Genomic DNA, 22,025 nt, shown 5'->3' on the forward strand with positions numbered 1-22,025 from the left:
GGGTGCCCCCGGACGTGCCTTGCTCCGAATCAACCAATTCACGAAACGAGACGAGCTATCCCCGTTCGGACAGATAGCGGGCCGCCGCGGCACGCAAGCGCGAATGCACCCCGTCAAATACCACAGCACCCGGAAGAATGTCCTTCGACAGTTTCGCCAGCATCGTGTAGTTGGTGTCCACGACGTTGCCGGCGGGCGCGAGCCCGGCCTGGCTGACCAATTGGTACGCGTCCAGCGCCTCCAGGCCGAGCAGCTCCCCGGTCCAGCCGACCAGGTCGTGCTGGCTGATCCGGAACGCGTCCTCCAGCGGTCGGGCCGACCCGGTGGACATCAGGTGGGTGTCGCTCTCCAACCGGGGCCACGGGGTGGTCGAGCCCTTGATCAGGTCGACCACCACGACGGTGGACATGGCGGCCTCCACGGCGGTGCCGCACACCTCGCCCTCGCCCTGCCGGCAGTGGCCGTCGCCGATCGAGATCAGCGCGCCGGGCACGTTGACGCCGAAGTAGGCGGTGGTGCCGGTGCGCATCTCCGGGGTGTCCATGTTGCCGCCGTGCGCGCCCGGCGTGATGCTCATGATCACCTCGTTCGCGGCGGGCGCGACGCCGACCGTGCCGTGCATCGGGTCCAGCGGCAGGTCGACCTGGAAGTCGCTCGACCGGGCGTTGAACCGGACCACGCCGCGCTCCACGTCCACGTCGTAGAGCCAGACCCGCTCGGGCAGCGCGTCGTGCAGCATGGCCGTGGTGTGCGTCGTGGTCAGCGCGCCGAAGTGCGGGAACGTCGTGGACACCGCCCAGTCGCGGGTCGGCCGGATCTCCACGAAGTGCACCGCCACGGTGTCGCCGGGCTCCGCGCCCTCGACCGCGATCGGCCCGGTCACCGGGTTGAGGTAGGGGAAGCGGCAGACCTGGCTGGGCAGGTCGTCCACGCCGCGCACCGCGCCGCCGAAGCAGTCCTCGGTGCTCAGCTCCACCACGGTGCCCGGACGGACGGTCAGCAGCGGCTCGCGCCCGCCGAACGCGTAGCCCAGGTCGGCGGGTCCCGGGTCCAGCCGGACGACCTCGATGCTCACTTGCCCTCCTCCTCGCCGGCGATGCCGGCCAGTTCCGGTTTGCGGCCCGCCACCAGCAGGCCGATCAGGACCACCGCGCCGATGCCGAGCCAGACGAACCCGACGGTCTGCGCGGCCACCTTCGCGTTGACCACCACGTAGGCCAGGATGGCGAACCCGATGGCGGGTGCGATCAGGTGCTTCCACCAGTCGCGGCTGCGCCGGCGGATCACGTAGTGCGCGACCACGGACACGTGCAGCACGAGGAAGGCGGTCATCGCGCCGAAGTTGACCAGCGAGCTGAGCAGCGTGATGCCGTCCTCGCGGGACTGCATGTACAGGCCCAGCACCAGCGACACGCCGGCGACCAGCAGCGTGGCGTTGACCGGGATGCGCCGGGTCGGGTGCACCTTGGCCAGGAACTTCGGCAGCTGCCGGTCGCGGGCCATGGCGAACAGCAGCCGGGACGTCGCCGCCTGCGCCACCAGCGAGTTGGCGAAGCCCCAGGACACGGCGGTCGCGGCGGCGGTGAGCGTGGCCAGCCAGCCGCCGCCCGCCGCGCGGGCCGCGTCGTAGAACGCGGTGCCGCCCGCGTCGCCGTTCGCGATCAGGCCGTCCGGGTCGGCCACGAGCAGCGAGGCCACCCAGGTCTGGGTGATGAACAGCAGGCCGGTGACGAGCAGGGCGGCCACCATGGAGCGGCCGATCGCGCGGGCGGAGTCGCGGTTCTCCTCGGCGAGGGTGGAGATGCCGTCGAAGCCGAGGAAGCTGAGCACCGCGATGGACACCGCGCCGAAGACCAGCGGCCAGGAGAAGGTGGCGCTGTTGAACAGCGGGTCGAAGCTGAAGCCGCGCCCCTTGCCCTGGGCCAGCGCGACGACGCCGATCACCAGGAACACCGCGAGGATGAGGAGCTGGGCGACCAGCATGACCCGGTTGACCTTGGCGGTCATCTCGATGCCGAGGTAGTTGACGGCGGTGTTGAGCAGCACGAACGCGATCAGCCACAGCCAGATCGGCACGGCGGGCACGAGCGAGTTCATCGCCACGCCGGCGATCAGGTAGAGCAGGCCGGGCACCAGCACGTAGTCCAGCAGGATCATCCAGCCGGCCAGGAAGCCGACCGGGGCGCCGATGCCGCGCCCCGCGTAGGTGTAGACCGAGCCGGCGATCGGGAACGCCTTGGACATCTGGGCGTAGGAGCCGGCGGTGAACAGCATGGCGAGCATCCCGATGGCGTAGGCCAGCGCGACCATGCCGCCGGAGCCCTGGAACACGCTGCCGAAGATGCCGAAGGGCGCGATCGGCACCATGAAGATCAACCCGTAGACCAGCAGGTCCTTGAAACCCAGGGACCGTCGCAGTTCCTGCTGGTAGCCGTACCGTTCGAGGCCCGGATCCTGCGCCATGCGTCCTCCTGCCGTGCGGTGGTCCGGCGAGCCTAGACACGTTCCTTCCATTTGGAAAGATTCCGGGTGGAAGGAGTTTTCCGCTCGCCGACACTCGACCACATCGCGTCGCGGGCCGGTCACCTCCGGTCGTCCGGAGGTGCTCCCGGGTCGGCGCGTGACCCGTTCGGGCACAGGTGGGACCTCCGACGACCCGGGCAGCGCGTGCCGGGGTCAGTCGCGGTGGCCGGCCTGGAGCAGCGGGGCGATCACGGTCAGGTCCAAGCCGTCCGCGCGGGCCAGGAAACCGCCCAGCCGGGGCGGTCCGGACGGTGCCGCCGCCCACGGCCCCCGGTCCGCCGTGGCCAGCAGCGCCGCCGTGCCCGCCTGGGCGTCGCGCGCGGTCAGGCCACCGGTCAGCGCCAGCGCGGCGGCCAGGTGCACGCCGTCGTAGCACCCCTCGGCGTACGCGTCGAGCACCGGGGCACGACCGCCGAACAGCGCGTGGTGGCGCTGCGCGAGCGCCATCCGCCGTTCGTCGCCCTGGCCGGCGAACGACCGCATGGCCGCGTACAGCTCCCCCGTGTCGTCGCCGCCGGCCGCAAGCAGGCCGTTCTCCTCCAGCGAACCCGACAGCCGCACCACCCTCCCGGCCAGCGGCGAGGCGGTGAACACCCGGTTGAACAGCGCCAGGTCCCGGCCCACCAGGCTGAGCAGCACCGCGTCCGCCCGCGCGCGGGCCAGCGCCGCGACGATCTCCTCCGCGTCGATCCCCGGCCCCGGGAACGGGGCCAGCCGGGTCGCCACCACCTCCGCGCCCAGGCCGCGCACGATCCCCGCCGCCGCCCGGTGCACCGCGCGCGGCCAGATGTAGTCGCTGCCGACCAGCGCCCAGCGCCGCAGCCGCCGGTGCGCCACCAGCCAGCGCACCGCCGGTCCGAGCTGGCGGGCCGGGGAGTCGCCGAGCAGCACCACCCCCGGCCGCCGGGGGCCGCCCTCGTGCGGCGGGGTGAACACGTACGGCACGCGCCCGCCCAGCGCGGATTCCAGCGCCCGGTGCACGTCGCTGGTGTGGAAGCCGACGAACGCGTCCACCAGCCCGACCAGCCCGGACGCGTCGCGCGCCACCTCGCCCGGCAGCCGGCCCGCGTCGAGGAGCACCAGGTGCACCGGCCGGCCCGCCACGCCGCCGGCCGCGTTCAGCTCGGTCGCCGCCAGCGACGCGGCGAGCAGCCCGGACGGACCGGTCAGGCCGAGCGCGCCGGACAGGGGCAGCAGCAGCCCGATCCGCAGCGCGCCCGGGTCCGGCCCGGCCACCGCCACCTCCAGGCGGTCGCGCAGCACCGCGCGCACGACCGCCGACGAGTCCATGCGAGTCAGTATGCTCGCCGTCAGGTCCCCCGGTGAAAGGCCCGTCATGCCTGATCAGCAGCACACCCGCCGCGCGGACCTGGTCGACCTGCTGACCCGCGCCCAGCGCGCGTTCGTCCGCGACCTCGGCGCGGCGCTGGAGGAGGAGGGCGCGACCGTCGACCAGTGGCGGGTGCTGCGCGCGCTGGCCGCCGAGGAGCGGTCGATGGGCGAACTGGCCGCCGCGCTGGAGATCCCGCACCCCACGCTGACCCGGATCGTGGACGGCCTGGTCGACTCGGCGCTGCTGTACCGCACGCAGTCCGGCGAGGACCGCCGCAAGGTCTCCGTGCACGTGTCCGACCTCGGCCACGCCCGGCTGGACCGGTTGGAGGCGCTGGCCGTCGCGCACGAGCGGTCGCTGGCCGGCCGGCTGGGCCCGGACACCGTCACCGGCCTCGGGGACCTGCTGCGTGACCTGCTCTGAGGTCCCGGCCGGTCACGCGCCGAGGCTGGTGACCTCGCCGACCGGGGCGCGGACCACCAGCACGCCGTCCAGCAGCCAGGCTTCGACCAGGTCGACGTCGACCACGGGCAGGGTGGCGCAGTACAGCAGCCCAGGGCCCAGGCGGACGGTGATGCCGACCCGGCTGCGAGGTGTCGGCACCCCGCTGGGCGGCAGGTCGTGGTCGTGCGCCTCGACGGTCACGTCGTGCGCACACGCACCGGGCACGTAGGTGGCGAACAGGTAGGACCGCTCGGTGACGACGACGTCCACCGACGACGGGCAGGAGTCGTCGGTGGACACGTCCCAGGGTCGGCCCAGGGTGCGACCGACGCGCTCCCACCACAGGTCCATGTCGCGCAGCGGGCCCGCGCGGGCGGGCACGCCCCGGCGGACGGTCAGCCACTCCACGACGTCACCTTCCGGCTGCTGTCGGGCACGCCGGGCCCGGGGTACCCCTGGTCCGGAACCCCAACCTCGGCCGATCGGGTGGCTTCCGCCCGGCTCGGCGCTCGCTGCAACGGCGCTCCGTTCGAGGGCGGCACCTGTGCGCGCCGACCACGGGCTGTCGCGCCCGGAGGCGGTCGTCACTCCACTTGAGTGCGGCCCTCGGCGTCCTCCACGGCGGGCAGCGGGGCGGTCGCCGCTTCCGCCGCCGCCTCCGCGTCCTCCACCAGTTCCGGACCGCCCCACTGGCGGTCGGTCGCGCCCATGCTGTGCTTGCCCATGCCCCGTGCTCCCCTCGGAGATCGCCCTGCGTAATACCCCCTCGGGCGACGGTTCACACCTCCCGTGGAATCACCGCTGGGCGGGACCGCCGGAAAATGCGAAGATTCTTGGGCTATGCCGCAGACCACCGCTCGGGTCCGCGCCGGCTATGCGACGGGCTCCGTCGTCACCGGCGCGTTCGGCACCGTGCCCGGACTGCTCCTGCTGCCCTACCTGACCGACTCGCTGGCCGTGCCCGCCGGCGTCGCCGGGCTGCTGGTGCTCGCGCCCAAAGCCTGGGACGTGCTGTTCAACCCCATCGCGGGTCGGATCAGCGACCGGGCGGGTGCGCGCCGGCCGTTCCTGCTGCGCGGCGGGATCGCCGTGGCACTGCTGTTCGCGTTGCTGTTCGCCGGGCCGTTCACGGGTGCGGCCGGTGCCGTGTACGTCACGGTGGTCTTCCTGCTGTGCGCGACGGCCTACGCGTTCTTCCAAGTGCCTTACGTCGCGATGGCGGCCGAGATCACCGAGGACTACGACGAGCGCACCCGGCTGATGGCGTGGCGGATGGCGTTCCTCGCGCTGGCGATCCTGGTCAGCGGCGCGGGGGCACCCGCCGTGCGGGACCTGGCGGGCGGCTACCGGGCCGTGGGCGTCGCGGTCGGCGCGCTGATCCTCGCGGGCGCGGTGGCGACGGTCGTCGGCACGCGAAGCGTGCCGGCGTCCCGACGGGTCCCGTCCACCGCGTCGGCCCGCGAACTGGTGGCGGTGGTGCGCGGGTCGCGGCCGTTCCGGCTGCTGCTGGTCGTGTTCGTGGTGCAGGCGGTCGGGTTGGGCACGATGTTGGCGGGCGTGGACTACTTCGCCCGGCTGGTGCTGGGCGACCAGGGCCTCCAGTCGCTGCTGTTCGCCGGGTTCGTCGGCCCCGCGCTGGTGGTGATGCCGCTGTGGCAGCGCGTCGGCCGGCGGCGCGGCAAGCGGTTCGGCCTGGTGGCGGCGTCGCTGCTGTTCGCCGCCGCCGTGGCCGGCCTGGGCCTGGCGCGGTCGCTGCCGGTCACCGGCGTGCTCGCGCTGATGGCGGCGGTCGGCGTCGGCTACGCCGGGATGCAGGTCTTCCCGCTGGCCATGCTGCCGGACGTGATCAGCGCGCAGGAGCGCCGCGACGGCACCGCCCGCGCCGGCCTGCTGTCCGGGGTGTGGACGGCCGGCGAGACGCTCGGCCTCGCCCTCGGCCCCGGCGTCTACGGCCTGGTGCTCGCCCTCGGCGGCTACGCGGCGAGCGCCGGCGGCGCGGTCGCCCAGTCCCCCGGCGCGGTGCTCGCCGCCCTGCTCGGGTTCACCGCCGTACCGGCCGCGCTGGCCGTCGTCGCACTGCCCCTGCTGCCCCCGGAACCGTCGCGGGCACCGCGAAGCGAGGAGACCGCATGACCGCGCCCGAAGACGTGCTGGCCGAGTTGCGCGCGCTGCGCGCCGGCGACCTGCCGACCCACGGCGGACGCACCCTGGCCTACGTCTACGACAGCGCGGTGCCCGGTCTGGACGACCTGGCGGCACGGGCGCACGCCCTGGCGTCCTCGGTCAACGGCCTGGACCCGACCGCGTTCCCGAGCCTGCTCAGGCTGGAGAACGAGGTGGTCGCCAACGCCGCCCGGCTGCTCGGCGGCACCGACGCGGCGGTCGGCACCGTCACCTCCGGCGGCACCGAGTCGTGTTTGCTCGCGGTGCTCGCCGCGCGGGAGTCCCGGCCGGACGCGGCGAACCCGTCGATGGTGCTGCCGGCGACCGCGCACGCCGCTTTCCACAAGGCCGCGCACTACTTCGGCGTGCGGGCGGTCGTGGTGCCGGTGGACCCGGTCACGTTCCGCGCCGATCCGGCCGCCATGGCCGCCGCGATCACCGACGACACGGTGCTGGTGGTGGTCAGCGCGCCGTCGTACGCGCACGGCGTGGTGGACCCGGTCGCGCCGATCGCCGCCTCGGCCCGCTCGCGCGGGGTGCGGTGCCACGTGGACGCGTGCATCGGCGGTTGGGTCCTGCCGCACGCCGACGTCGAGCCGTTCGACCTGTCCGTGCCGGGCGTCACCAGCCTCTCGGTCGATCTGCACAAGTACGCCTACTGCCCCAAGGGCACGTCGGTCCTGTTGCACGCGGACGCGGACCTGCGGCGCGCGCAGTACTTCGCCGCTGCCGACTGGCCCGGCTACACGATGCTCAACACCACCACGCAGTCCACCCGCTCCGGCGGTCCGCTCGCCGCCGCGTGGGCGGTGCTGCGGCACATCGGCGACGACGGTTACCGCGACCTCGCGCGCCGGGCGTTGGACAGCGCCCGGGTGATCCGCGACGGGGTCGGCGGGATCGCGGGCCTGCGCGTGCTGGGCGAGCCGGAGTCGACCCTGCTCGCGGTCACCGTGACCCGTGACGACTTCGACGTGTTCACCGTCGCCGACGAGATGCGCGCCCGGAACTGGTACGTACAGCCCCAGTTCGCGCACGGCCGGTCTCCGGCGAACCTGCACCTGACCGTGACCGCCGCGAACGCGGGCAGCGAGGCCGAGTTGCTGGCCGACCTGCGTGACTCGGTCGCGGCGGCGGTCGCCGCCGGCCCGGTGGTGGTCGCCCCCGAGGTGGTCGCCGCGCTCGGCGCGCTGGACCCGGATTCGGTGACACCGCCCGAGTTCGCCGGATTGCCGGCGGCGGCCGGGTTGGGCGGCGACGGCGTGCTGCCCGAGCGGATGGCGACGGTCAACGCGCTCCTGGCCGCCGCACCACCGGCGTTGCGCGAACGGCTGCTGGTCGAGTTCCTGGGCGTGCTGTACTCCTGAGCGCAAAGCTGCCACGTCTCGGCGAAGGGACTGCGGCGCACCTCACGCCGCACAGTCCTATTGAGTTGCGCGCGTTCACGGCCGGTTGCGAGGGTGTCGGCATGGCGGAGTGGCGGGTGTTGTTGTTGGGTGGCGCGTCGGGCAGCGGGAAGAGCGCGCTGTCCTATCCGGTCGCGCGGGCGCGGGGAGCGGCGCTCGTGGAGGTGGACGACCTCGTGGTCGCGTTGCAGAGCATCACCACAGCCGCCCAGCACCCCGCACTCCACCACTGGCGGACGCGGTCCGACGACGGGATGTCGGCGGAAGAGGTCACGGCGGCCCAGGTGGCGCTCGCCGAAGCGATCGAACCGGCGTTGGAGGCGGTCATCGCCAACCACCTGGAGACCGATCTGCCGCTGGTGCTCGAAGGCGACTACCTGCTGCCCGCGTTCTGTGCCAAGTGGACGCACGGGGACGTGCGGGCGGTGTTCGTGCACGAGCCGGATCCCGCGCAGCTCGAACGCAACTACGCGAGCCGGGAGCCGGACGCGGGCGTGCAGCGCAAGCGGGCGGCGGACAGCGCGCACTACGGCGAGTGGCTGGCCGCCGAGGCACGCCGGCACGGGCTGCCGGTGCTCGCCGCCCGGCCCTGGGCGGACGCCCTGGACCGGCTCGACCTGGCCGTCCGGAGCTGAACAACAGACCGGCGGTTCGTTACAGTGGCCCGGTGGACTTCCGACGGGCCCGGCGCCCGGAGCAGGTCGAGGTCCGGCGGGCCTCGATCCTGGACGCCGCCGAGGCGATGCTCGCCGAGCGACCGCTCGCCGGGATCAGCCTGCGCGAGCTGAGCTGCCGGGTCGGGCTGGCCAAGTCGAACGTGCTGCGCTACTTCGACAGCCGGGAGGCGGTCTTCCTCGACGTGCTCGACCGCCGCCGGTCGGCGTGGCTGGACGAGGTCGACCCGCTGGTCCGCGCGGTCCGGCCGGAGCCGGTCCCCTACGGGCGGGCGATCGCCGTCGCCACCGCCGTCGCGGCCTCGCTGCCCCGGCACCCGGTGCTGTGCGAGCTGGTGGCGAACGCGGCCGGCGTGCTGGAGCGCAACATCGGGCCCGACGCGGCACGCGAGTGCGCGGCCCGCGCCGAGGCCCACACCGCCCGGCTCGCCGACCTGGTCCGGGCCGCCGTGCCGCAGCTCGACGCCGCCGCCGCCCGGCACTTCGCGGTCGCGGTCCTCGCCGTCACCGCCGGGCTGTGGCCGCGCGCGCACCCCACCGAGGCGGTCGCCGGGGCCGTCGCCGCCCTGGGCCACCCGCCGCCCGGCGAGGCGTTCGCGGCGGCGCTCACCGAGTGCCTGGTGGACCAGCTCATCGGTCTCGTCGTCCGGGCGAGCTGACCCGCGTACGCTGGAGAGACCACCGGTCTCTAAAACCACGCCGCTACGGAGACACCCATGGCCGACACCGACGCACCGACCACGGCCGCCGCCTCGGCCCCACCGAGGGCGACCCGGCGCCGGGTGGTGTTCGGGCTGGTGCTGTTCGCCATCACCACGCTGCTGTTCGCGGCGCCGTGGGCGGCGTTGTTCGCGCCGAGCGCCCAGTGGCCGACTCCGGTCGTGGTGGTCGGCACGGCGGTGTTCGCCGTCGGCTACCTCGCGTTCCCGGTGCTGCTCGTCCGCTCCCTCGGCCGCCGGCACTCCGACCGGGCCGCCCGGGTCGCCCTGCCGCTGCTGGGCGTCGTGTGGATCGCGTTCGCTTGGACGCTGGTGACCCACGTGCTGCGGCTCGTGCTGGCGGTCGCGGGCGTGGAGAACCCGTTCCGGGCGCGGTTGGTCGCCGTGCTGCTCGCCGTGGTCGTGGTCGGGCTCGCCGCCTACGGCCACCACGTGGCGATGCGCGTGCCCCCGGTCCGGCGGGCCGACGTCGTGCTGCCCCGGCTGGACCCGGCGTTCGACGGGCTGACCATCGCCGTGCTGGCCGACACCCACTACGGGCCGATCGACCGCACGCGGTGGTCACAGGGCTTGGTCGCGGCGGTGAACGAGCTGCGCGCGGACGTCGTGGTGCACGTGGGCGACATCGCCGACGGCACGGTCGAGCAGCGGCGCGGCCAGTCCACGCCCCTGGGCGGGGTCGAGGCGGCGCACCGGTTCTACGTGTCGGGCAACCACGAGTACCTGAGCAACGCCCAGGCGTGGATGGACCACATGGATGAGCTGGGCTGGACCAGCCTGCACAACCGGCACCGGGTGCTGGAGCGCGGCGGCGCGCGGCTGGTGTTCGCGGGCACCGACGACATCACCGCCGCGCACTCCGGCGAGCACGGCCACGCGGCCGACCTCGACGCGGCGCTGGCCGGCGTGCGGCCGGAGGACCCGGTGGTGCTCCTGGCGCACCAGCCCAGCGAGATCCGCAAAGCAGCGGCGGCCGGCGTCGACCTCCAACTGTCCGGGCACACGCACGGCGGCCAGATCTGGCCGTTCCACCTCCTGGTCCGGTTGCAGCAGCCGGTGGTGCAGGGGCTGAGCGCGCACGGCGGGCGCACGCAACTGTGGACCAGCCGGGGCGCGGGGTTCTGGGGGCCGCCGTTCCGCGTGTTCGCGCCGAACGAGATCTCGCTGCTGACCCTGCGCTCGCGCTGACCGCCGCACCGCCGGGCCGGCGGGCCGTCCGCCCGCCGTGCGCCCGTTCGGCGTCCTTTGTGGAGCGCGCGGCGCGGCGAACAGCGCCGCCCGACCTCACCCCGGCGGGTCAGGGCCATTCCGACTGCCGCGCCGCCGCGCATTTCCGCTACCGCACGACCACACCGCGTGACGAGCTATAGCCTATTCAAATAGTTCGAGGCCCGATCGACAAATGGCCGGTTCGACCGTTTAGTGGATTCCAGGAATGTCCGGCCGGCGCGTAGCTTTGACGCCACGGCAACCCGTCCGCCGACGGAGGGCAGGAGAACGAACGACATGGGCGTCGAGAACGTGGATTCACGTGAATTCCTGGTCGTGGTGAACACCGAGGAGCAGTACTCGGTCTGGTTCGCCGACCGCGAGCTCCCTCTCGGCTGGCGTGCCGAGGGCACCACCGGGACCAGGCAGGAATGCTTGGACCACATTGCGCGGGTCTGGACCGACCTGCGCCCGCGCAGCGTGCTCGAACACCTCGCCGCGCACGGCGGCTGAGCCGGCCGGCTCAATTCTGCCACCCGGTGTTTCCGGGTGGCCCGACGCTGCCCGGAATAACTGCCAATTCCGCGCGCGTACCGACCGGCACATTCATGGGGGAGGCTTTGGTGTACACGGATCCGGTTGTCCGGACCACCCCGGCACTGCCGTTGCAACGCGGAATGATCGCGGCCGGCCTGCGCGACCCGGAGGCGGGCACGGACGTGATCCAGTGCGTGCAGCGGTTCACCGGGCCGTTCGACGCCGGGGAGTACCTGGCGGCGTGGCGGGCGGCGGTGGAACGGCACCCGATCCTGCGCACCCGGTTCCGCTGGCGGCCGGACGGGGACGCCGAGCAGCTCCCCGGCCCCGCCGACGACGTGCCGCTGGTGGTGGACGACTCGGTCACCGACCTGGCCGCGTTCCTGGCGGCCGACCGGCGGGCCGGGGTCGACCCGGTCGGCGGTCCGCCGCTGCGGGTGCGCGCGCTGCCCGGCAACGTGGTCGTGGCGACCTTCCACCACGCCATCCTGGACGGCCGGTCGCTGGCGATCCTGCTCTCCGAGATAGACGACGCCTATGCCTCCGGCGGCACGGCGGAGTTCCCGGCACGACCGGAGTTCGCCGACTACGCCCGCTGGTACGCCGAGCGCACCGCGCCGGGGCACCCGCAGGCCGACGCGGACCGCCGGTTCTGGGCCGGGGAGCTGGCGGGGCTGCCGGAACCCGTGCTGCTGCCGCTGGAGCACAGCGGTTCCGCCACGCCCGAGATGGGCACGGCCGCGCTGGACCTGTCCGACGCCGAGACCTCGGCGGTGCGCGCGCTGGCCGATGCGGCGGGCGTCACGGTGAACACCGCCGTGCTCGCCGCGTGGGGCCTGCTGCTCACCACGCACTCCGGCGGCGGCGAAGCGGTGTTCGGGGTGACCCGCGCGGCCCGCCACGGCTCGGTGCCCGGCGCGCAGGACATGGTCGGACTGCTGCTGGCCACCGTCCCGCTGCGGTTGCCGGTGGACCTCGACCTGCCGGTCGCCGACTGGCTGCGCGAGGTGCGGCAGCGCTCGGTCGCCGCGCGCGACCACCAGTTGTGCCCGCTGCCCGACATCCAGCGCGCGGCCGGCCACGACGCGCTGATGCGCAGCCTGGTGCTGTTCGAGCACCGCGAGATCAACACCGTGCTGTCCGCGCGGCCGTCCGCGCCGGCGGGGCGGCACGTGGAGATCTTGCGCAGCCCGAGCTACGCCATGACGCTCTACGCGTTCGCCGAACCGCACCTGAGCCTGCGGCTGATCCACGACACCACCCGGTTCCCGGAGTGGGCACCGGACGCGCTGCTGGCGCAGTTCCGCGAGCTGCTCGCGGGCATGGCCGAGGCGCCGACCCGGCCGGTGCGCGAGCTGACCGAGCCGCGCGGCGCGGAGCGGGTGCGCGTGGTGGAGAAGTGGAACGACACCGCCGTGGAGTACCCGGCGGACGCGACGGTGCCCGACCTGTTCGCCGAGCAGGTGCGGCTGCGCCCGGACGCCGACGCCGTGCACGACGGCACCCGCTGGCTGAGCTACGCCGAGCTGGACGCGCGGTCCAACCGCCTGGCGCACGCGCTGGTGGCGCGCGGCGCGCGGCCGGACCACCCGGTGGGCCTGGCGCTGCCGCGCGGCGCGGACCTGGTGACCGCGATGCTCGCGGTGGTCAAGACCGGTGCCGCCTACCTGCCGCTGGACCCCGGCAACCCGGCCGCCCGGGACGCCTCGGCGCTGGCCGAGTCCGGCACCGCGCTGGTCGTCACGGACGGGGAGCGCCCGCTGCCCGACGGCGTCACCGCCGTCCTGCTGTCCGGTGTGGACGGTCCGGTCACGCCGCTGCCGCCGCGCGCGCACCCGCTCGGCGTGGCCTACCTGAACTACACCTCCGGCTCGACCGGCCGGCCCAAGGGCGTGGCGGTGCCGCACCGGGGCGTGGTGCGGCTGGTGACCAACCCGACCTTCGCGCGGTTCGGGCCGGGCCGGACGTTCCTGCACCAGTCCGCGACCGCGTTCGACCTGACCACGCTGGAGGTCTGGGGCGCGCTGCTGACCGGCGGCCGGGTGGTCGCCGCGCCCGAGGGCCCGCCGGACCCGGCCGTGCTGGCCGGGCTGCTGCGCGAGCACCGGGTGGACGTGCTGTGGCTGACCGCCGGGTTCTTCCACCAGCTCGTCGCGCACGCACCGGAGGTGCTGGCGGAGGTCGACGCGCTGCTGGCCGGCGGTGACGTGCTCGCGCCCGACGCGGTGCGCGCGGCGCTGGCGGTGCGCGGCGGCAAGCCCGTCGTCAACGGGTACGGCCCGACCGAGAACACCACGTTCACCACCTGCCACGTGCTCACCGACCCCCGCCGGGTCGGCACCACCGTCCCGATCGGCACCCCGGTGCAGCGCAGCACGGTCTACGTGCTGGACGAGCGGCTGCGGCCGGTCCCGGTAGGCGTGCCGGGCGAGCTGTACACCGGCGGCGCGGGCCTGGCCCGGGGCTACTGGGCGAACCCGGCGCTGACCGCCGCGCGGTTCGTGCCCGACCCGTTCGGCGGCGAGCCGGGCGCGCGGCTGTACCGGACCGGCGACCTGGCCCGCTGGCGGCCGGACGGCGTGCTGGAGTTCCTGGGCCGCGCGGACCAGCAGGTGAAGGTGCGCGGCTTCCTGGTCGAGCCGGCCGAGGTGGAGGCGGTGCTGCGCGAGCACGACGGCGTCGCGCAGGCCGTCGTGCTGCCGGTCGGCGACGGCGACGCCCGCCACCTGGTGGCCTACCTGGTCGGCGACGCCGACGAGGACGACCTGCGCCGGCACGTGGCCGAGCGGCTGCCCGCCTACCTGTGCCCGGCGCGGTACGCGGTGGTCGAGGCGCTGCCGCTCAACCGCAGCGGGAAGGTGGACCGGGCCGCGCTGCGCGCGGTGCGCCCGGACGGGGCCAGGGCCGCCGCCCGGACCCGGCCGCTGGACGGGACGCAGGCGCGGCTGGCCGGGCTGTGGCACCGCCTGCTCGGTACCGACGACGTGCGCGCCGAGGACGACTTCTTCGCCGTGGGCGGCAACTCGCTGCTGGCCGTGCGGCTGGCGTTCCGGGTGCGCGAGGAGTTCGGCGTGGACGTGCCGGTGGCCGAGCTGCACCGGGCCCGGACGCTGGCGGCGTGCGCCGAGGTGGTCGACCGCGCCCGGACCACGACGCCGGACCGGGGCATCACCCGGCGCGACCGGACCGCCTACCTGGTGCCCGCGCAGCGCACGCCCGAGCAGGCCGGCGAGTCCGCCACGGCGCCCGAGCGCGCCGCCGGCAGCACTGCCGGGTCCTTCCCGGACCACCTCGTGCTGCCGCGCGGGACCGGCAACTGGGCGTCGTGGCGGTGGGTCGAACTGCGCGGCACCGGCTTCGGCATCGAGCCGCTGCTCGCCGTGGCGAGCCCCGACGCGGCCCGCGCGGCGGACGCCGTGCTCGCCGCCGAGGACGCGCTCGGCAACGCCCGCTGGGCGGCGTTCCAGGTGCTGCGGGCCGTGGAGGACCAGGCCGGGGGCGAGCAGCGCGCGGCGCTGCGCAAGGTCGGCAGGCTGGTGCGCAAGGGCCGGTTCGCCGAGGCGCGCGACGCGCTGGAGCACTCGTCGGAAGTGGCGGGGGCGCTGGCGGACGCCGCGCAGGCCGCGCGCGACCACGAGGCGGCGCTCGCCGACTACGCGAGGCGCTTCGAACAGGGCCGGCGCGAGGCGGCGGGGGTGCTGCACGCGGTCAGCGGCGACCCGAAGTTCCGGGAAGCCGTGGCGTGGCAGAACCCGCGCGCGTTGCAGACCGCCGTGGACGCGCTGCACAAGGCGTTGAGCGGGCAGCGCAGCGCCGGCCGCAACGTCGACTACCGGCGGTGGGAGCACACCGTCGTCAGCTACCTCCAGCGCTACTGCGCCAAGAACGACACCATCGGGTTCTTCGGCCCCGTCGGCTGGGCCCGGGTCCGGGACGACGCCGCCGCGCCGCTGGTGACCCGCCCCGGCCCGCACCTGGTCGACCGGCGCACCACCTACCTGGAGAACTGGGCCGTGCAGCAGCTCGCCGAGGCGCTGACCACGCCCGACGTGCGCCCGTGGGCGGTTCCCCGGCCGATGCCGTACGTGCGGGTCGTCGGGGACGTGCTGCACGTCCCGCTGACCGAGCCGATCCGCCTGCCGCCCCTGGACGCCGCCGTGCTGGCCGCCTGCGACGGCCGCCGGCGCGCGCACGACGTCGCCGACCACCTCGGCGCGGACCGCGCCGAGGTGCTGACCGCGCTGGAACGGCTGCACCACGCCCGCCGCATCGCCTGGACGCTGGAGGTGCCGCCGTCCGCGCTGGTGCCGGAGACGGCGCTGCGGGCCCAGGTCGACGGGATCGACGACCCGCAGGTCCGGCAGCGGGTCACCGCCGCCGTGGACGAGGTCGTGGCCGGTCGCGACCGGGTCGCCGCCGCCGTGGGCGACCCGGACCGGCTGGTCCACGCCATCGCCGACCTCCAGGAGCGGTTCACCGCGATCACCGGCAGCGAGGCGGTCCGCCGGCCGGGCCTGTTCTACGCGGGCCGGACGCTGGTGCACGAGGAGTGCCGCCGCGACCTGGAGGTCGACCTCTCCCCCGCGCTGCTGGACACCCTGTGGCCGTCGCTGGAGCTGGTGCTGGAGGCGGCGCGCTGGTTCACCTGCGCCGGTTCGGCCCTCTACGCGCGGGCGCTCAAGGAGGTGTTCCGCGAGCACGCGGGCGGGCGGACCTCGGTGCGGCTGGCCGACTTCTGGATGTGGGCCAACGACACCATCTTCCGTTTGGACGACCGGATGGTCGGCCGCCTGGTGACCGCGCTGCAGGACCGGTGGGCGACCGCGCTCGGGCCGCAGGACCCGGCCGCGCGGCACGTCCGGCACTCGGTCGCCGACGCCCGGGAGGCGGTGCTGCGGCTGTTCGCCGCACCCCGGCCCGGGTGGCGCGGCGCGGTGCAGCACAGCCCCGACGTGCTGATCGCCGCGCGCGACGCGGAGGCGGTGCGGGCGGGCGACTTCGACTGGGTGCTGGGCGAGGTGCACCCCGGCGTGAACACCATGCGCTCGGCGCTGTTCGTGTCGCAGCACCCGGACCCGACCCAGTTGCACGAGGCGATGCGGCGCGACATGGGCGGGCCCCGGGTGGTGCTGACCACGACCCGTGAGCAGGGCGGCACGCCGCAGCGGCTGGCGGACGCGCTGGTGCTGCCGGAGGACCTGCGGATCGCGTTCGGGCACGACTCGTGCGGCTCCGACATCCACGGCGCGGTGCCGATCGGCGACTGCGAGGTGGTCGACGACAACGGCCGGCTGCGCGCGCGCAGCCGGGACGGCCGGGTCGACCTGGAGCTGGTGGAGCTGCTCAGCGAGCAGATCATGGCGCAGTTGGTGCAGAAGTTCCGGCTGCTGCCCTCGGGCGAGCACACGCCGAGGGTGAGCCTGGACCGGCTGGTGGTGGCGCGGGAGAGCTGGCAGCTGCCCGCCGCGCGCAGCCGGTTCGCGTTCGCCGCCGACGAGCCGGGGCGTTTCCTGGGCGCGCAGGCGTGGCGGCGCGAGCACGGCATACCCCGGTTCGTGTTCGTGAAGAGCCCCGTCGAGCACAAGCCGTTCTACGTGGACCTGGAGAGCGGTCCGTCGGTCGAGCTGTTCGCGCACGCGGTGCGCGCGTTGGAGCGGGAGCGGCCGGACGCGCCGATGGGTGTCGGCGAGATGCTGCCCGGCCCCGACCGGCTGTGGCTGACCGACGCCGAGGGCAACCGGCACACCGCCGAACTCCGGTTCGTCGCGGTGGACCGCCGGGGTTGGCGCAAGGGAGGAGCGCGGTGAGCACGGTGATCCCCGACGGACGCGAGGTCTTCCGGTTCCCCGCCTCGTCCGGCCAGCGCCGGCTGTGGCTGCTGGACCAGTTGATGCCCGGCCCGGTGTACAACATCGGCTGGCGGGTGGCGCTGGACGGCCCGGTCGACGCGGAGGCGCTGCACGGCGCGCTGAACGCGGTGGTGGCGCGGCACGAGGCGCTGCGCACCCGGTTCGCGGCCGAGGACGGCGTGCCGGTGCAGGTGGTGTCGGCGGCGCAGCCGGTGGACCTGCCGGTGCGCGAGGTGGCCGACGACGAGCTGGACGGGCTGGTCCGCGAGCTGGTCGGGCGGCCGTTCGACCTGCACGCCGGGCCGCTGCTGCGGGCGGACCTGCTGCGGCTGCCGGACCGGCACGTGCTGGTCCTGGTGCTGCACCACAGCATCGCCGACGGCTGGTCGTGCGCGGTGCTGTTCGACGAGCTGGCCCGGTGCTACGCCGGCGACGGCGGCGCGCTGCCGGAGCTGCCGGTGCAGTACCCGGACTACGCGGTGTGGCAGCGGGAGCAGGTCGAGGGCGACGCGTTCGCCGCCGATGCCCGGTACTGGCGGGAGGCGCTGCGGGACGCGCCGACCGTGCTGCCGCTGCCCGGCGACCGGCCCCGGCCGGACGCGCCCGGCGGGCGCGGCGCGGAGCTGCGCCGGGAGCTGGCGGTCGGCGACGGCTCGTTCGCCGTGCTGCTGGCGGCGTTCCAGTGCGTGCTGCACCGGGTGACCGGGCAGGCGGACTTCCTGGTGGCGACGCCGGTCTCCGCGCGCACCCGGCCGGAGACCGAGGGCCTGGTGGGGTTCGTCGCCAACACGCTGCCGCTGCGTGCCCGGTTCGCGCCGGGGACGACGTTCGGCGAGGTGGTCGAGGCCGCCGAGGCGGCGACCGTGTCGGCGCTGGCCCACCAGGAACTGCCGTTCGAGCAGGTGGTGGACATCGTCGCGCCGCAGCGGACGCTGGCGCACGCCCCGCTGGTGCAGGTGATGTTCGCGGTCGAGCCGCTGCCGCCCGCACGCCGGGCGGGCGCGGTGTCGATGCGGCCGGAACCGGTCGCCAACGGCGGCGCGAAGTTCGACCTGTCGCTGACCGTGGAACGCGACGGCGACCGGTGGTTCGGCCGCTGGCAGTACGACGCGGAGCTGTTCGACGAGGCCACGATCGCGGCGCTGCACGACGTGTTCGCCGCGCTGGCCGGGCACGCCGACCGCGCGGTGCCGGTCGCCGAGCTGCCGCTGACCGGCGAGACCCCGGCGCGGCAGGAGGCCGCACCCGGCGCGGGCACCGCGCTCGGGCTGGTCGCCGCCGCGCTGGCGGCGCACCCCGGTTCCGTCGTGGAGACCTCCACGTGCCACGAGATCGACCTCGCCTCGAACCGCCTGGCGCACGCGCTGCTCGCGGCGGGCGCGCGGCCCGACCAGCCGGTGGCGCTGTGCCTGGGCCGGGGCGAGCCGACCATCACCGGCATCCTCGCCGCGTGGAAGGCCGGCGCGGGCTACCTGCCGCTGGACCCGTCGTGGCCGGCGGAGCGGCTGGCCGCGATGGCGGCCGACGCGGAGGTCCCGGTCGTGGTCACCGACGCGGCGTCGCGGGCGGTGCTCGGCGGGTTCGACGGGCCGTGGCAGCACGTCGACCTGGACGGCGTGACGGGCCCGGACACCCGACCGGACGCCGTCCCGCCCATCCCGGGCAGCCTGGCCTACGTCATCTACACCTCCGGGTCGACCGGGCGGCCGAAGGGCGTGCGGGTGACGCAGGGCGGCCTGGCCGCGCTGCTGTCCGCGATGGACGCGATGCTCGGCCTGTCCCCCGCCGACCGGCTGGCCTCGATCAGCACCCCGGCGTTCGACGTCTCCACGGTGGAGATGCTGGTGCCGCTGCTGGCCGGCGCGCGGTTCACCTCGGTCGCCGCCGCCGACGTGGCGGACGGCGCGCTGCTGCGGCAGCGGATCGCCGAGTCCGGCGCGACGGTCGTGCAGGGCGGCCCGGCGAGCTGGCGGATGGTGGTCGCGGCGGGCGGCGTGCCCGCGCACGTGCGGCTGCGGGTGACCGGCGGCGAGGCGCTGACCCGCGACCTGGCCGACGAGCTCCAGTCCGACGGCGCGACCCTGGTCGACGGCTACGGCCCCACCGAGACCACGGTGTACTCGGCGGCGGGCGTGGTGCCGCGCGGCCCGGCCCCGATCCGGCTGGGCGCGGCGGTGGCCGGCACGACGTTGCACGTGCTGGACCCGCTGATGCGGCCGGTGGCGCGCGGGCTGATCGGCGAGCTGCACATCGGTGGCGCGGGCGTGGCCCGGGGCTACCACGGGCAGCCCGCGCTGACCGCCGACCGGTTCCGGCCCGACCCGTTCGGCGAGGGCAGGCTGTACGCGACCGGCGACCTGGTGCGGCTGCGCGCCGACGGGCGGCTGGAGTTCCTCGGCCGGGCCGACCGGCAGGTCAAGATCCGGGGCTTCCGGATCGAGCCGGGCGAGGTGGAGGCCGTGCTGCGCGGCCACCCCGACGTCGCGGACGCGGCGGTCACCACGTGGTCGGCGAGCGCGGCCGACGTGCGGCTGGTCGCCTACGCCGTGCTGCACCCCGGCGGCTCGCTCGACGCGGTGCGCCCGCACCTCGCGGCGAAGCTGCCGGACTACATGATCCCGGCCGCGATCGTGGTGCTCGACGAGCTGCCGCGCACCGGCACCGGCAAGACCGACCGCGACGCGCTGCCGGAGCCCGAGTGGTCGACCTCGACCGCCGAGCACGTCGCGCCGCGCGACGGCACCGAGGCGCGGATGGCCGAGATCTGGCGGGACGTGCTGAGCATCCCGGTCACCGGGCAGCTCGGCGTGCACGACAACTTCTTCGCGCTGGGCGGCCACTCGCTGACCGCGACCCAGATGCTGGCCAGGGTGCGCACCGCGCTGGGTGCGGACCTGCCACTGGCGGCCCTGTTCTCCGCGCCGACCATCGCGGGCCTGTGCACCGCGCTGGCCGGGGCGGCCGAGGGGCTGCGCGGCCCGGTGCCGCTGCTGGACCAGCTGGACGACCTGTCCGACGCCGAGATCGACCGGCTGCTCGGCACGTTGAGCGACGACGACCTGTGAACCAGGCGCACCACTCTACGGGGGAAGCTATGCAGGACAACGCAGTCGACCGGCCTGCGCACCGGGACCGGCGATGACCGGCGCGGTCGTGGTGGGCGCGGGCCTGGCGGGCTCGCTGGCCTCGGTGTACCTGGCGCGGCGCGGGTTCACCGTGCGGGTGCTGGAGCGGCGCGAGGACCCGCGCACGCCCGGCGTCCGGGAGTCCGGGCGGTCGTTCAACCTCGGCATGTCGCAGCGGGCGGTCGTGGCGCTGCGCGAGATCGGCCTGTTCGAGGCGCTCGCGCCCGCGACCGTGCCGATGCGCGGCCGGGTCGTGCACCTGGCGGACGGCTCGCAGCGGTTCCAGGCGTACGGCACGGAGGAGGACCAGGTCCTGCACTCCGTGCTGCGGCACGACCTGAACGTGGCGCTGGTCGACGAGGCCGAGAAGCACGGCGTGGAGTTCTCGTGGGGCCACAAGGTCACCGCCGTCGACCGGGACGTCCCGTCGGTGACGACCGTCGGCCCGCAGGGGGTGGTCGAGCACGCCGCCGACCTGGTGGTCGGCGCGGACGGCGCGTTCTCGGCGGTGCGCGCCCAGCTCGCCCGGGGCGCGCGGACGACCCTGCACCAGGAGTTCCTGGAGTGGGGCTACAAGGAGCTGCTGATCCCGGTCGGCGAGGACGGGCAGCCGCGCACCGAGCTGCGCGCGCTGCACGTGTGGCCGGGTGACGACGGGCTGATCGTGGCCCACCCCAACGTGGACGGCTCGCTCACCGCCACGGTGTTCCTGCCGTTCGAGGGTCCGGGCGGGTTCGCAGGCCTGACCACGCCCTCCCGGGTGCGGGACTTCTTCGCCCGCGCCTTCCCCGACACCCTGACCCTGGTGCCCGACCTGGTCGAGCAGTTCCTCGCGCGCGACGTGGCCAGCCTGGTCACCATCCGCACCGAGCCGTGGCACGTGCCCGCCGGCGAGGGGCGCGGGACGGTGCTGCTGGGCGACGCCTCGCACGCGGTGTACCCGTTCTTCGGGCAGGGCATGAACGCCGCGTTCGAGGACTGCTCGGTGCTCGACCGGTGCCTGGCCGCCCACCCGCACGACCTGCGGGGCGCGCTGGCCGAGTTCGAGCGGGCCCGCCGCCCGCACACCGACGTGCTGGCCGAGCTGTCCAAGCGGAACTTCGTGGAGCTGCGGGAGAAGGTGCGCTCCCCGCTGTTCCTGGCCCGTCGGAAGGCGGACCTGGTGCTGCACCGGGCTTTCCCGCGCTCCTGGGTGCCGCTCTACACGCTGATCACGCACACCACGGTGCCCTACGGCGAGGCGCTGGCCCGCGCCCGCCGCCAGGACCGCCTGCTCGGCGGCGCCACCGCCGCGCTGGTCGGTGCGGCGCTGGCCGGGCTCGCCCGCCGGTCCCGCCGTCGCGGCACAAGGCAGGTGAAGTGATGCTGGTCCACCCGACCCGACCCGTCCACCCGCTGGTCGAACCGGCGGACTTCGCCGCCGACCGGCTCCCGGACGCCGTCGCCGCCCACGAGGACGCGCTGCGCGTGGTGCACCGCTGGGCGTGGGAGTACCTGTGCGAGCCGCACGCCGACCTCGGCCGGCGCGGCGACGTGTGCCCGTACACCGGGACCTCGTTGCAGAAGAACCTGTTCTTCCTCACCGTGCACCCCGGCAAGCCGACCGACCCGGCCGAACTCGCCGAGCTGCTGCGGCACTACCGCGAGTGGTTCCCCGAGCTGGAGCCGACCGGCGGGGCGGGCGCGCAGTTCAAGACCATCCTGGTGCTGTTCCCGGATCTGGTCGGGCCCGCCGACTTCGCCGTGGTCGACCGGACCCAGGAGCTGCTCAAGGTCGAGTACGCCGCCGAGGGCCTGATGCTGGGCGAGTTCCACCCCGGCCCGCCCGACAAGGCGGGCCTGTGGAACCCCGAGTTCCGGCCGCTGGTCAGCCCGGTGGCGCTGCTCGGGATGCGGCACATGGTGCCGACCGACTTCCCCTTCGTGCGGGGGGACGACGCCACGCTGTCCGTCTACCTGCGCCTGTTCGGCGACCGGGTGCCCACGTACCTGCGGCAGGACGTGCGGGCCGCCGCCGACCGACTTGCCACGTCCGGGAGCTGA

At 74.9% G+C, this 22,025-nt stretch carries 16 protein-coding genes; 11 read left to right on the top strand and 5 right to left on the bottom strand.

Annotation, left to right across the window (positions count from 1 at the left end; genetic code table 11):
* Nucleotides 1-55: 55 nt before the first annotated feature.
* The 3 genes from AB0I60_RS21260 to AB0I60_RS21270 form a co-directional block, all read right to left on the bottom strand.
* Entirely contained in the window at nucleotides 56-1,075 is a 1,020-nt protein-coding gene (locus tag AB0I60_RS21260; protein WP_360732200.1) for an acetamidase/formamidase family protein, read from the bottom strand.
* A complete protein-coding gene (locus tag AB0I60_RS21265; RefSeq protein WP_360732201.1) occupies nucleotides 1,072-2,463 on the bottom strand; it encodes an APC family permease in 1,392 nt (463 codons plus the stop codon). The genes AB0I60_RS21260 and AB0I60_RS21265 overlap by 4 nt, the downstream gene beginning before the upstream one ends.
* 213 nt (nucleotides 2,464-2,676) lie before the next feature.
* The gene (locus AB0I60_RS21270; RefSeq protein WP_360732203.1) at nucleotides 2,677-3,813 is read right to left on the bottom strand and encodes a substrate-binding domain-containing protein; all 1,137 of its coding nucleotides are present in this window, start codon (nucleotides 3,811-3,813) and stop codon (nucleotides 2,677-2,679) included.
* A 46-nt stretch (nucleotides 3,814-3,859) separates the two neighbouring features.
* Between AB0I60_RS21270 and AB0I60_RS21275 the strand changes: the two genes are divergently transcribed.
* Nucleotides 3,860-4,279 carry a MarR family transcriptional regulator gene (locus tag AB0I60_RS21275; RefSeq protein ID WP_360732204.1) on the top strand — a complete coding sequence of 140 codons (420 nt, stop codon included), beginning with the start codon at nucleotides 3,860-3,862 and terminating at the stop codon, nucleotides 4,277-4,279.
* A gap of 12 nt (nucleotides 4,280-4,291) precedes the next feature.
* Here AB0I60_RS21275 and AB0I60_RS21280 read toward each other — a convergent pair whose 3' ends face one another.
* Both AB0I60_RS21280 and AB0I60_RS21285 read right to left on the bottom strand, forming a co-directional pair.
* The gene (locus tag AB0I60_RS21280) at nucleotides 4,292-4,708 is read right to left on the bottom strand and encodes a hypothetical protein (RefSeq protein WP_360732206.1); all 417 of its coding nucleotides are present in this window, start codon (nucleotides 4,706-4,708) and stop codon (nucleotides 4,292-4,294) included.
* Nucleotides 4,709-4,884: 176 nt separating this feature from the next.
* The gene (locus AB0I60_RS21285; RefSeq protein ID WP_360732208.1) at nucleotides 4,885-5,025 is read right to left on the bottom strand and encodes a hypothetical protein; all 141 of its coding nucleotides are present in this window, start codon (nucleotides 5,023-5,025) and stop codon (nucleotides 4,885-4,887) included.
* 115 nt (nucleotides 5,026-5,140) lie between these two features.
* Here AB0I60_RS21285 and AB0I60_RS21290 point away from each other — a divergent pair, with 115 nt between their 5' ends.
* The 10 genes from AB0I60_RS21290 (at nucleotide 5,141) to AB0I60_RS21335 (ending at nucleotide 22,025) form a co-directional block, all read left to right on the top strand.
* Nucleotides 5,141-6,433, top strand: a complete 1,293-nt coding sequence (locus AB0I60_RS21290) for an MFS transporter (protein WP_360732210.1) — start codon at nucleotides 5,141-5,143, stop codon at nucleotides 6,431-6,433.
* Nucleotides 6,430-7,830 carry an aminotransferase class V-fold PLP-dependent enzyme gene (locus AB0I60_RS21295; RefSeq protein WP_360732212.1) on the top strand — a complete coding sequence of 467 codons (1,401 nt, stop codon included), beginning with the start codon at nucleotides 6,430-6,432 and terminating at the stop codon, nucleotides 7,828-7,830. Before AB0I60_RS21290 ends, AB0I60_RS21295 begins: the two co-directional genes overlap by 4 nt.
* A 101-nt stretch (nucleotides 7,831-7,931) precedes the next feature.
* Nucleotides 7,932-8,504, top strand: coding sequence for a hypothetical protein (locus AB0I60_RS21300; protein ID WP_360732213.1), 573 nt, complete (start codon nucleotides 7,932-7,934; stop codon nucleotides 8,502-8,504).
* A gap of 32 nt (nucleotides 8,505-8,536) precedes the next feature.
* Complete coding sequence (locus tag AB0I60_RS21305; protein WP_360732214.1) at nucleotides 8,537-9,202, top strand: TetR family transcriptional regulator; 666 nt, start codon at nucleotides 8,537-8,539, stop codon at nucleotides 9,200-9,202.
* A 57-nt stretch (nucleotides 9,203-9,259) separates the two neighbouring features.
* Entirely contained in the window at nucleotides 9,260-10,450 is a 1,191-nt protein-coding gene (locus AB0I60_RS21310; RefSeq protein ID WP_360732215.1) for a metallophosphoesterase, read from the top strand.
* A 318-nt stretch (nucleotides 10,451-10,768) separates the two neighbouring features.
* On the top strand, nucleotides 10,769-10,984 hold the full coding sequence (locus AB0I60_RS21315) for an MbtH family protein (protein WP_360732216.1): 216 nt from the start codon (nucleotides 10,769-10,771) through the stop codon (nucleotides 10,982-10,984).
* Between the two features lie 110 nt (nucleotides 10,985-11,094).
* The gene (locus AB0I60_RS21320; RefSeq protein WP_360732217.1) at nucleotides 11,095-16,815 is read left to right on the top strand and encodes an amino acid adenylation domain-containing protein; all 5,721 of its coding nucleotides are present in this window, start codon (nucleotides 11,095-11,097) and stop codon (nucleotides 16,813-16,815) included.
* Nucleotides 16,812-19,922, top strand: coding sequence for an amino acid adenylation domain-containing protein (locus AB0I60_RS21325; RefSeq protein ID WP_360732219.1), 3,111 nt, complete (start codon nucleotides 16,812-16,814; stop codon nucleotides 19,920-19,922). Before AB0I60_RS21320 ends, AB0I60_RS21325 begins: the two co-directional genes overlap by 4 nt.
* 73 nt (nucleotides 19,923-19,995) lie before the next feature.
* Nucleotides 19,996-21,345 carry an NAD(P)/FAD-dependent oxidoreductase gene (locus tag AB0I60_RS21330; RefSeq protein ID WP_360732221.1) on the top strand — a complete coding sequence of 450 codons (1,350 nt, stop codon included), beginning with the start codon at nucleotides 19,996-19,998 and terminating at the stop codon, nucleotides 21,343-21,345.
* A complete protein-coding gene (locus AB0I60_RS21335; RefSeq protein WP_360732222.1) occupies nucleotides 21,345-22,025 on the top strand; it encodes a DUF6875 domain-containing protein in 681 nt (226 codons plus the stop codon). The genes AB0I60_RS21330 and AB0I60_RS21335 overlap by 1 nt, the downstream gene beginning before the upstream one ends.

This window comes from Actinosynnema sp. NPDC050436, from assembly GCF_040655415.1.
Classification (GTDB): Bacteria; Actinomycetota; Actinomycetes; order Mycobacteriales; family Pseudonocardiaceae; genus Actinosynnema.

Excerpts from the sequence above, each read along its gene's own strand:
- AB0I60_RS21265 (WP_360732201.1), bottom strand. The coding sequence starts at position 2,463 with ATGGCGCAGGATCCGGGCCTCGAACGGTACGGCTACCAGCAGGAACTG.
- AB0I60_RS21270 (WP_360732203.1), bottom strand. The coding sequence starts at position 3,813 with ATGGACTCGTCGGCGGTCGTGCGCGCGGTGCTGCGCGACCGCCTGGAG.
- AB0I60_RS21275 (WP_360732204.1), top strand. The coding sequence starts at position 3,860 with ATGCCTGATCAGCAGCACACCCGCCGCGCGGACCTGGTCGACCTGCTG.
- AB0I60_RS21285 (WP_360732208.1), bottom strand. The coding sequence starts at position 5,025 with ATGGGCAAGCACAGCATGGGCGCGACCGACCGCCAGTGGGGCGGTCCG.
- AB0I60_RS21290 (WP_360732210.1), top strand. The coding sequence starts at position 5,141 with ATGCCGCAGACCACCGCTCGGGTCCGCGCCGGCTATGCGACGGGCTCC.
- AB0I60_RS21295 (WP_360732212.1), top strand. The coding sequence starts at position 6,430 with ATGACCGCGCCCGAAGACGTGCTGGCCGAGTTGCGCGCGCTGCGCGCC.
- AB0I60_RS21300 (WP_360732213.1), top strand. The coding sequence starts at position 7,932 with ATGGCGGAGTGGCGGGTGTTGTTGTTGGGTGGCGCGTCGGGCAGCGGG.
- AB0I60_RS21310 (WP_360732215.1), top strand. The coding sequence starts at position 9,260 with ATGGCCGACACCGACGCACCGACCACGGCCGCCGCCTCGGCCCCACCG.
- AB0I60_RS21315 (WP_360732216.1), top strand. The coding sequence starts at position 10,769 with ATGGGCGTCGAGAACGTGGATTCACGTGAATTCCTGGTCGTGGTGAAC.
- AB0I60_RS21330 (WP_360732221.1), top strand. The coding sequence starts at position 19,996 with ATGACCGGCGCGGTCGTGGTGGGCGCGGGCCTGGCGGGCTCGCTGGCC.
- AB0I60_RS21335 (WP_360732222.1), top strand. The coding sequence starts at position 21,345 with ATGCTGGTCCACCCGACCCGACCCGTCCACCCGCTGGTCGAACCGGCG.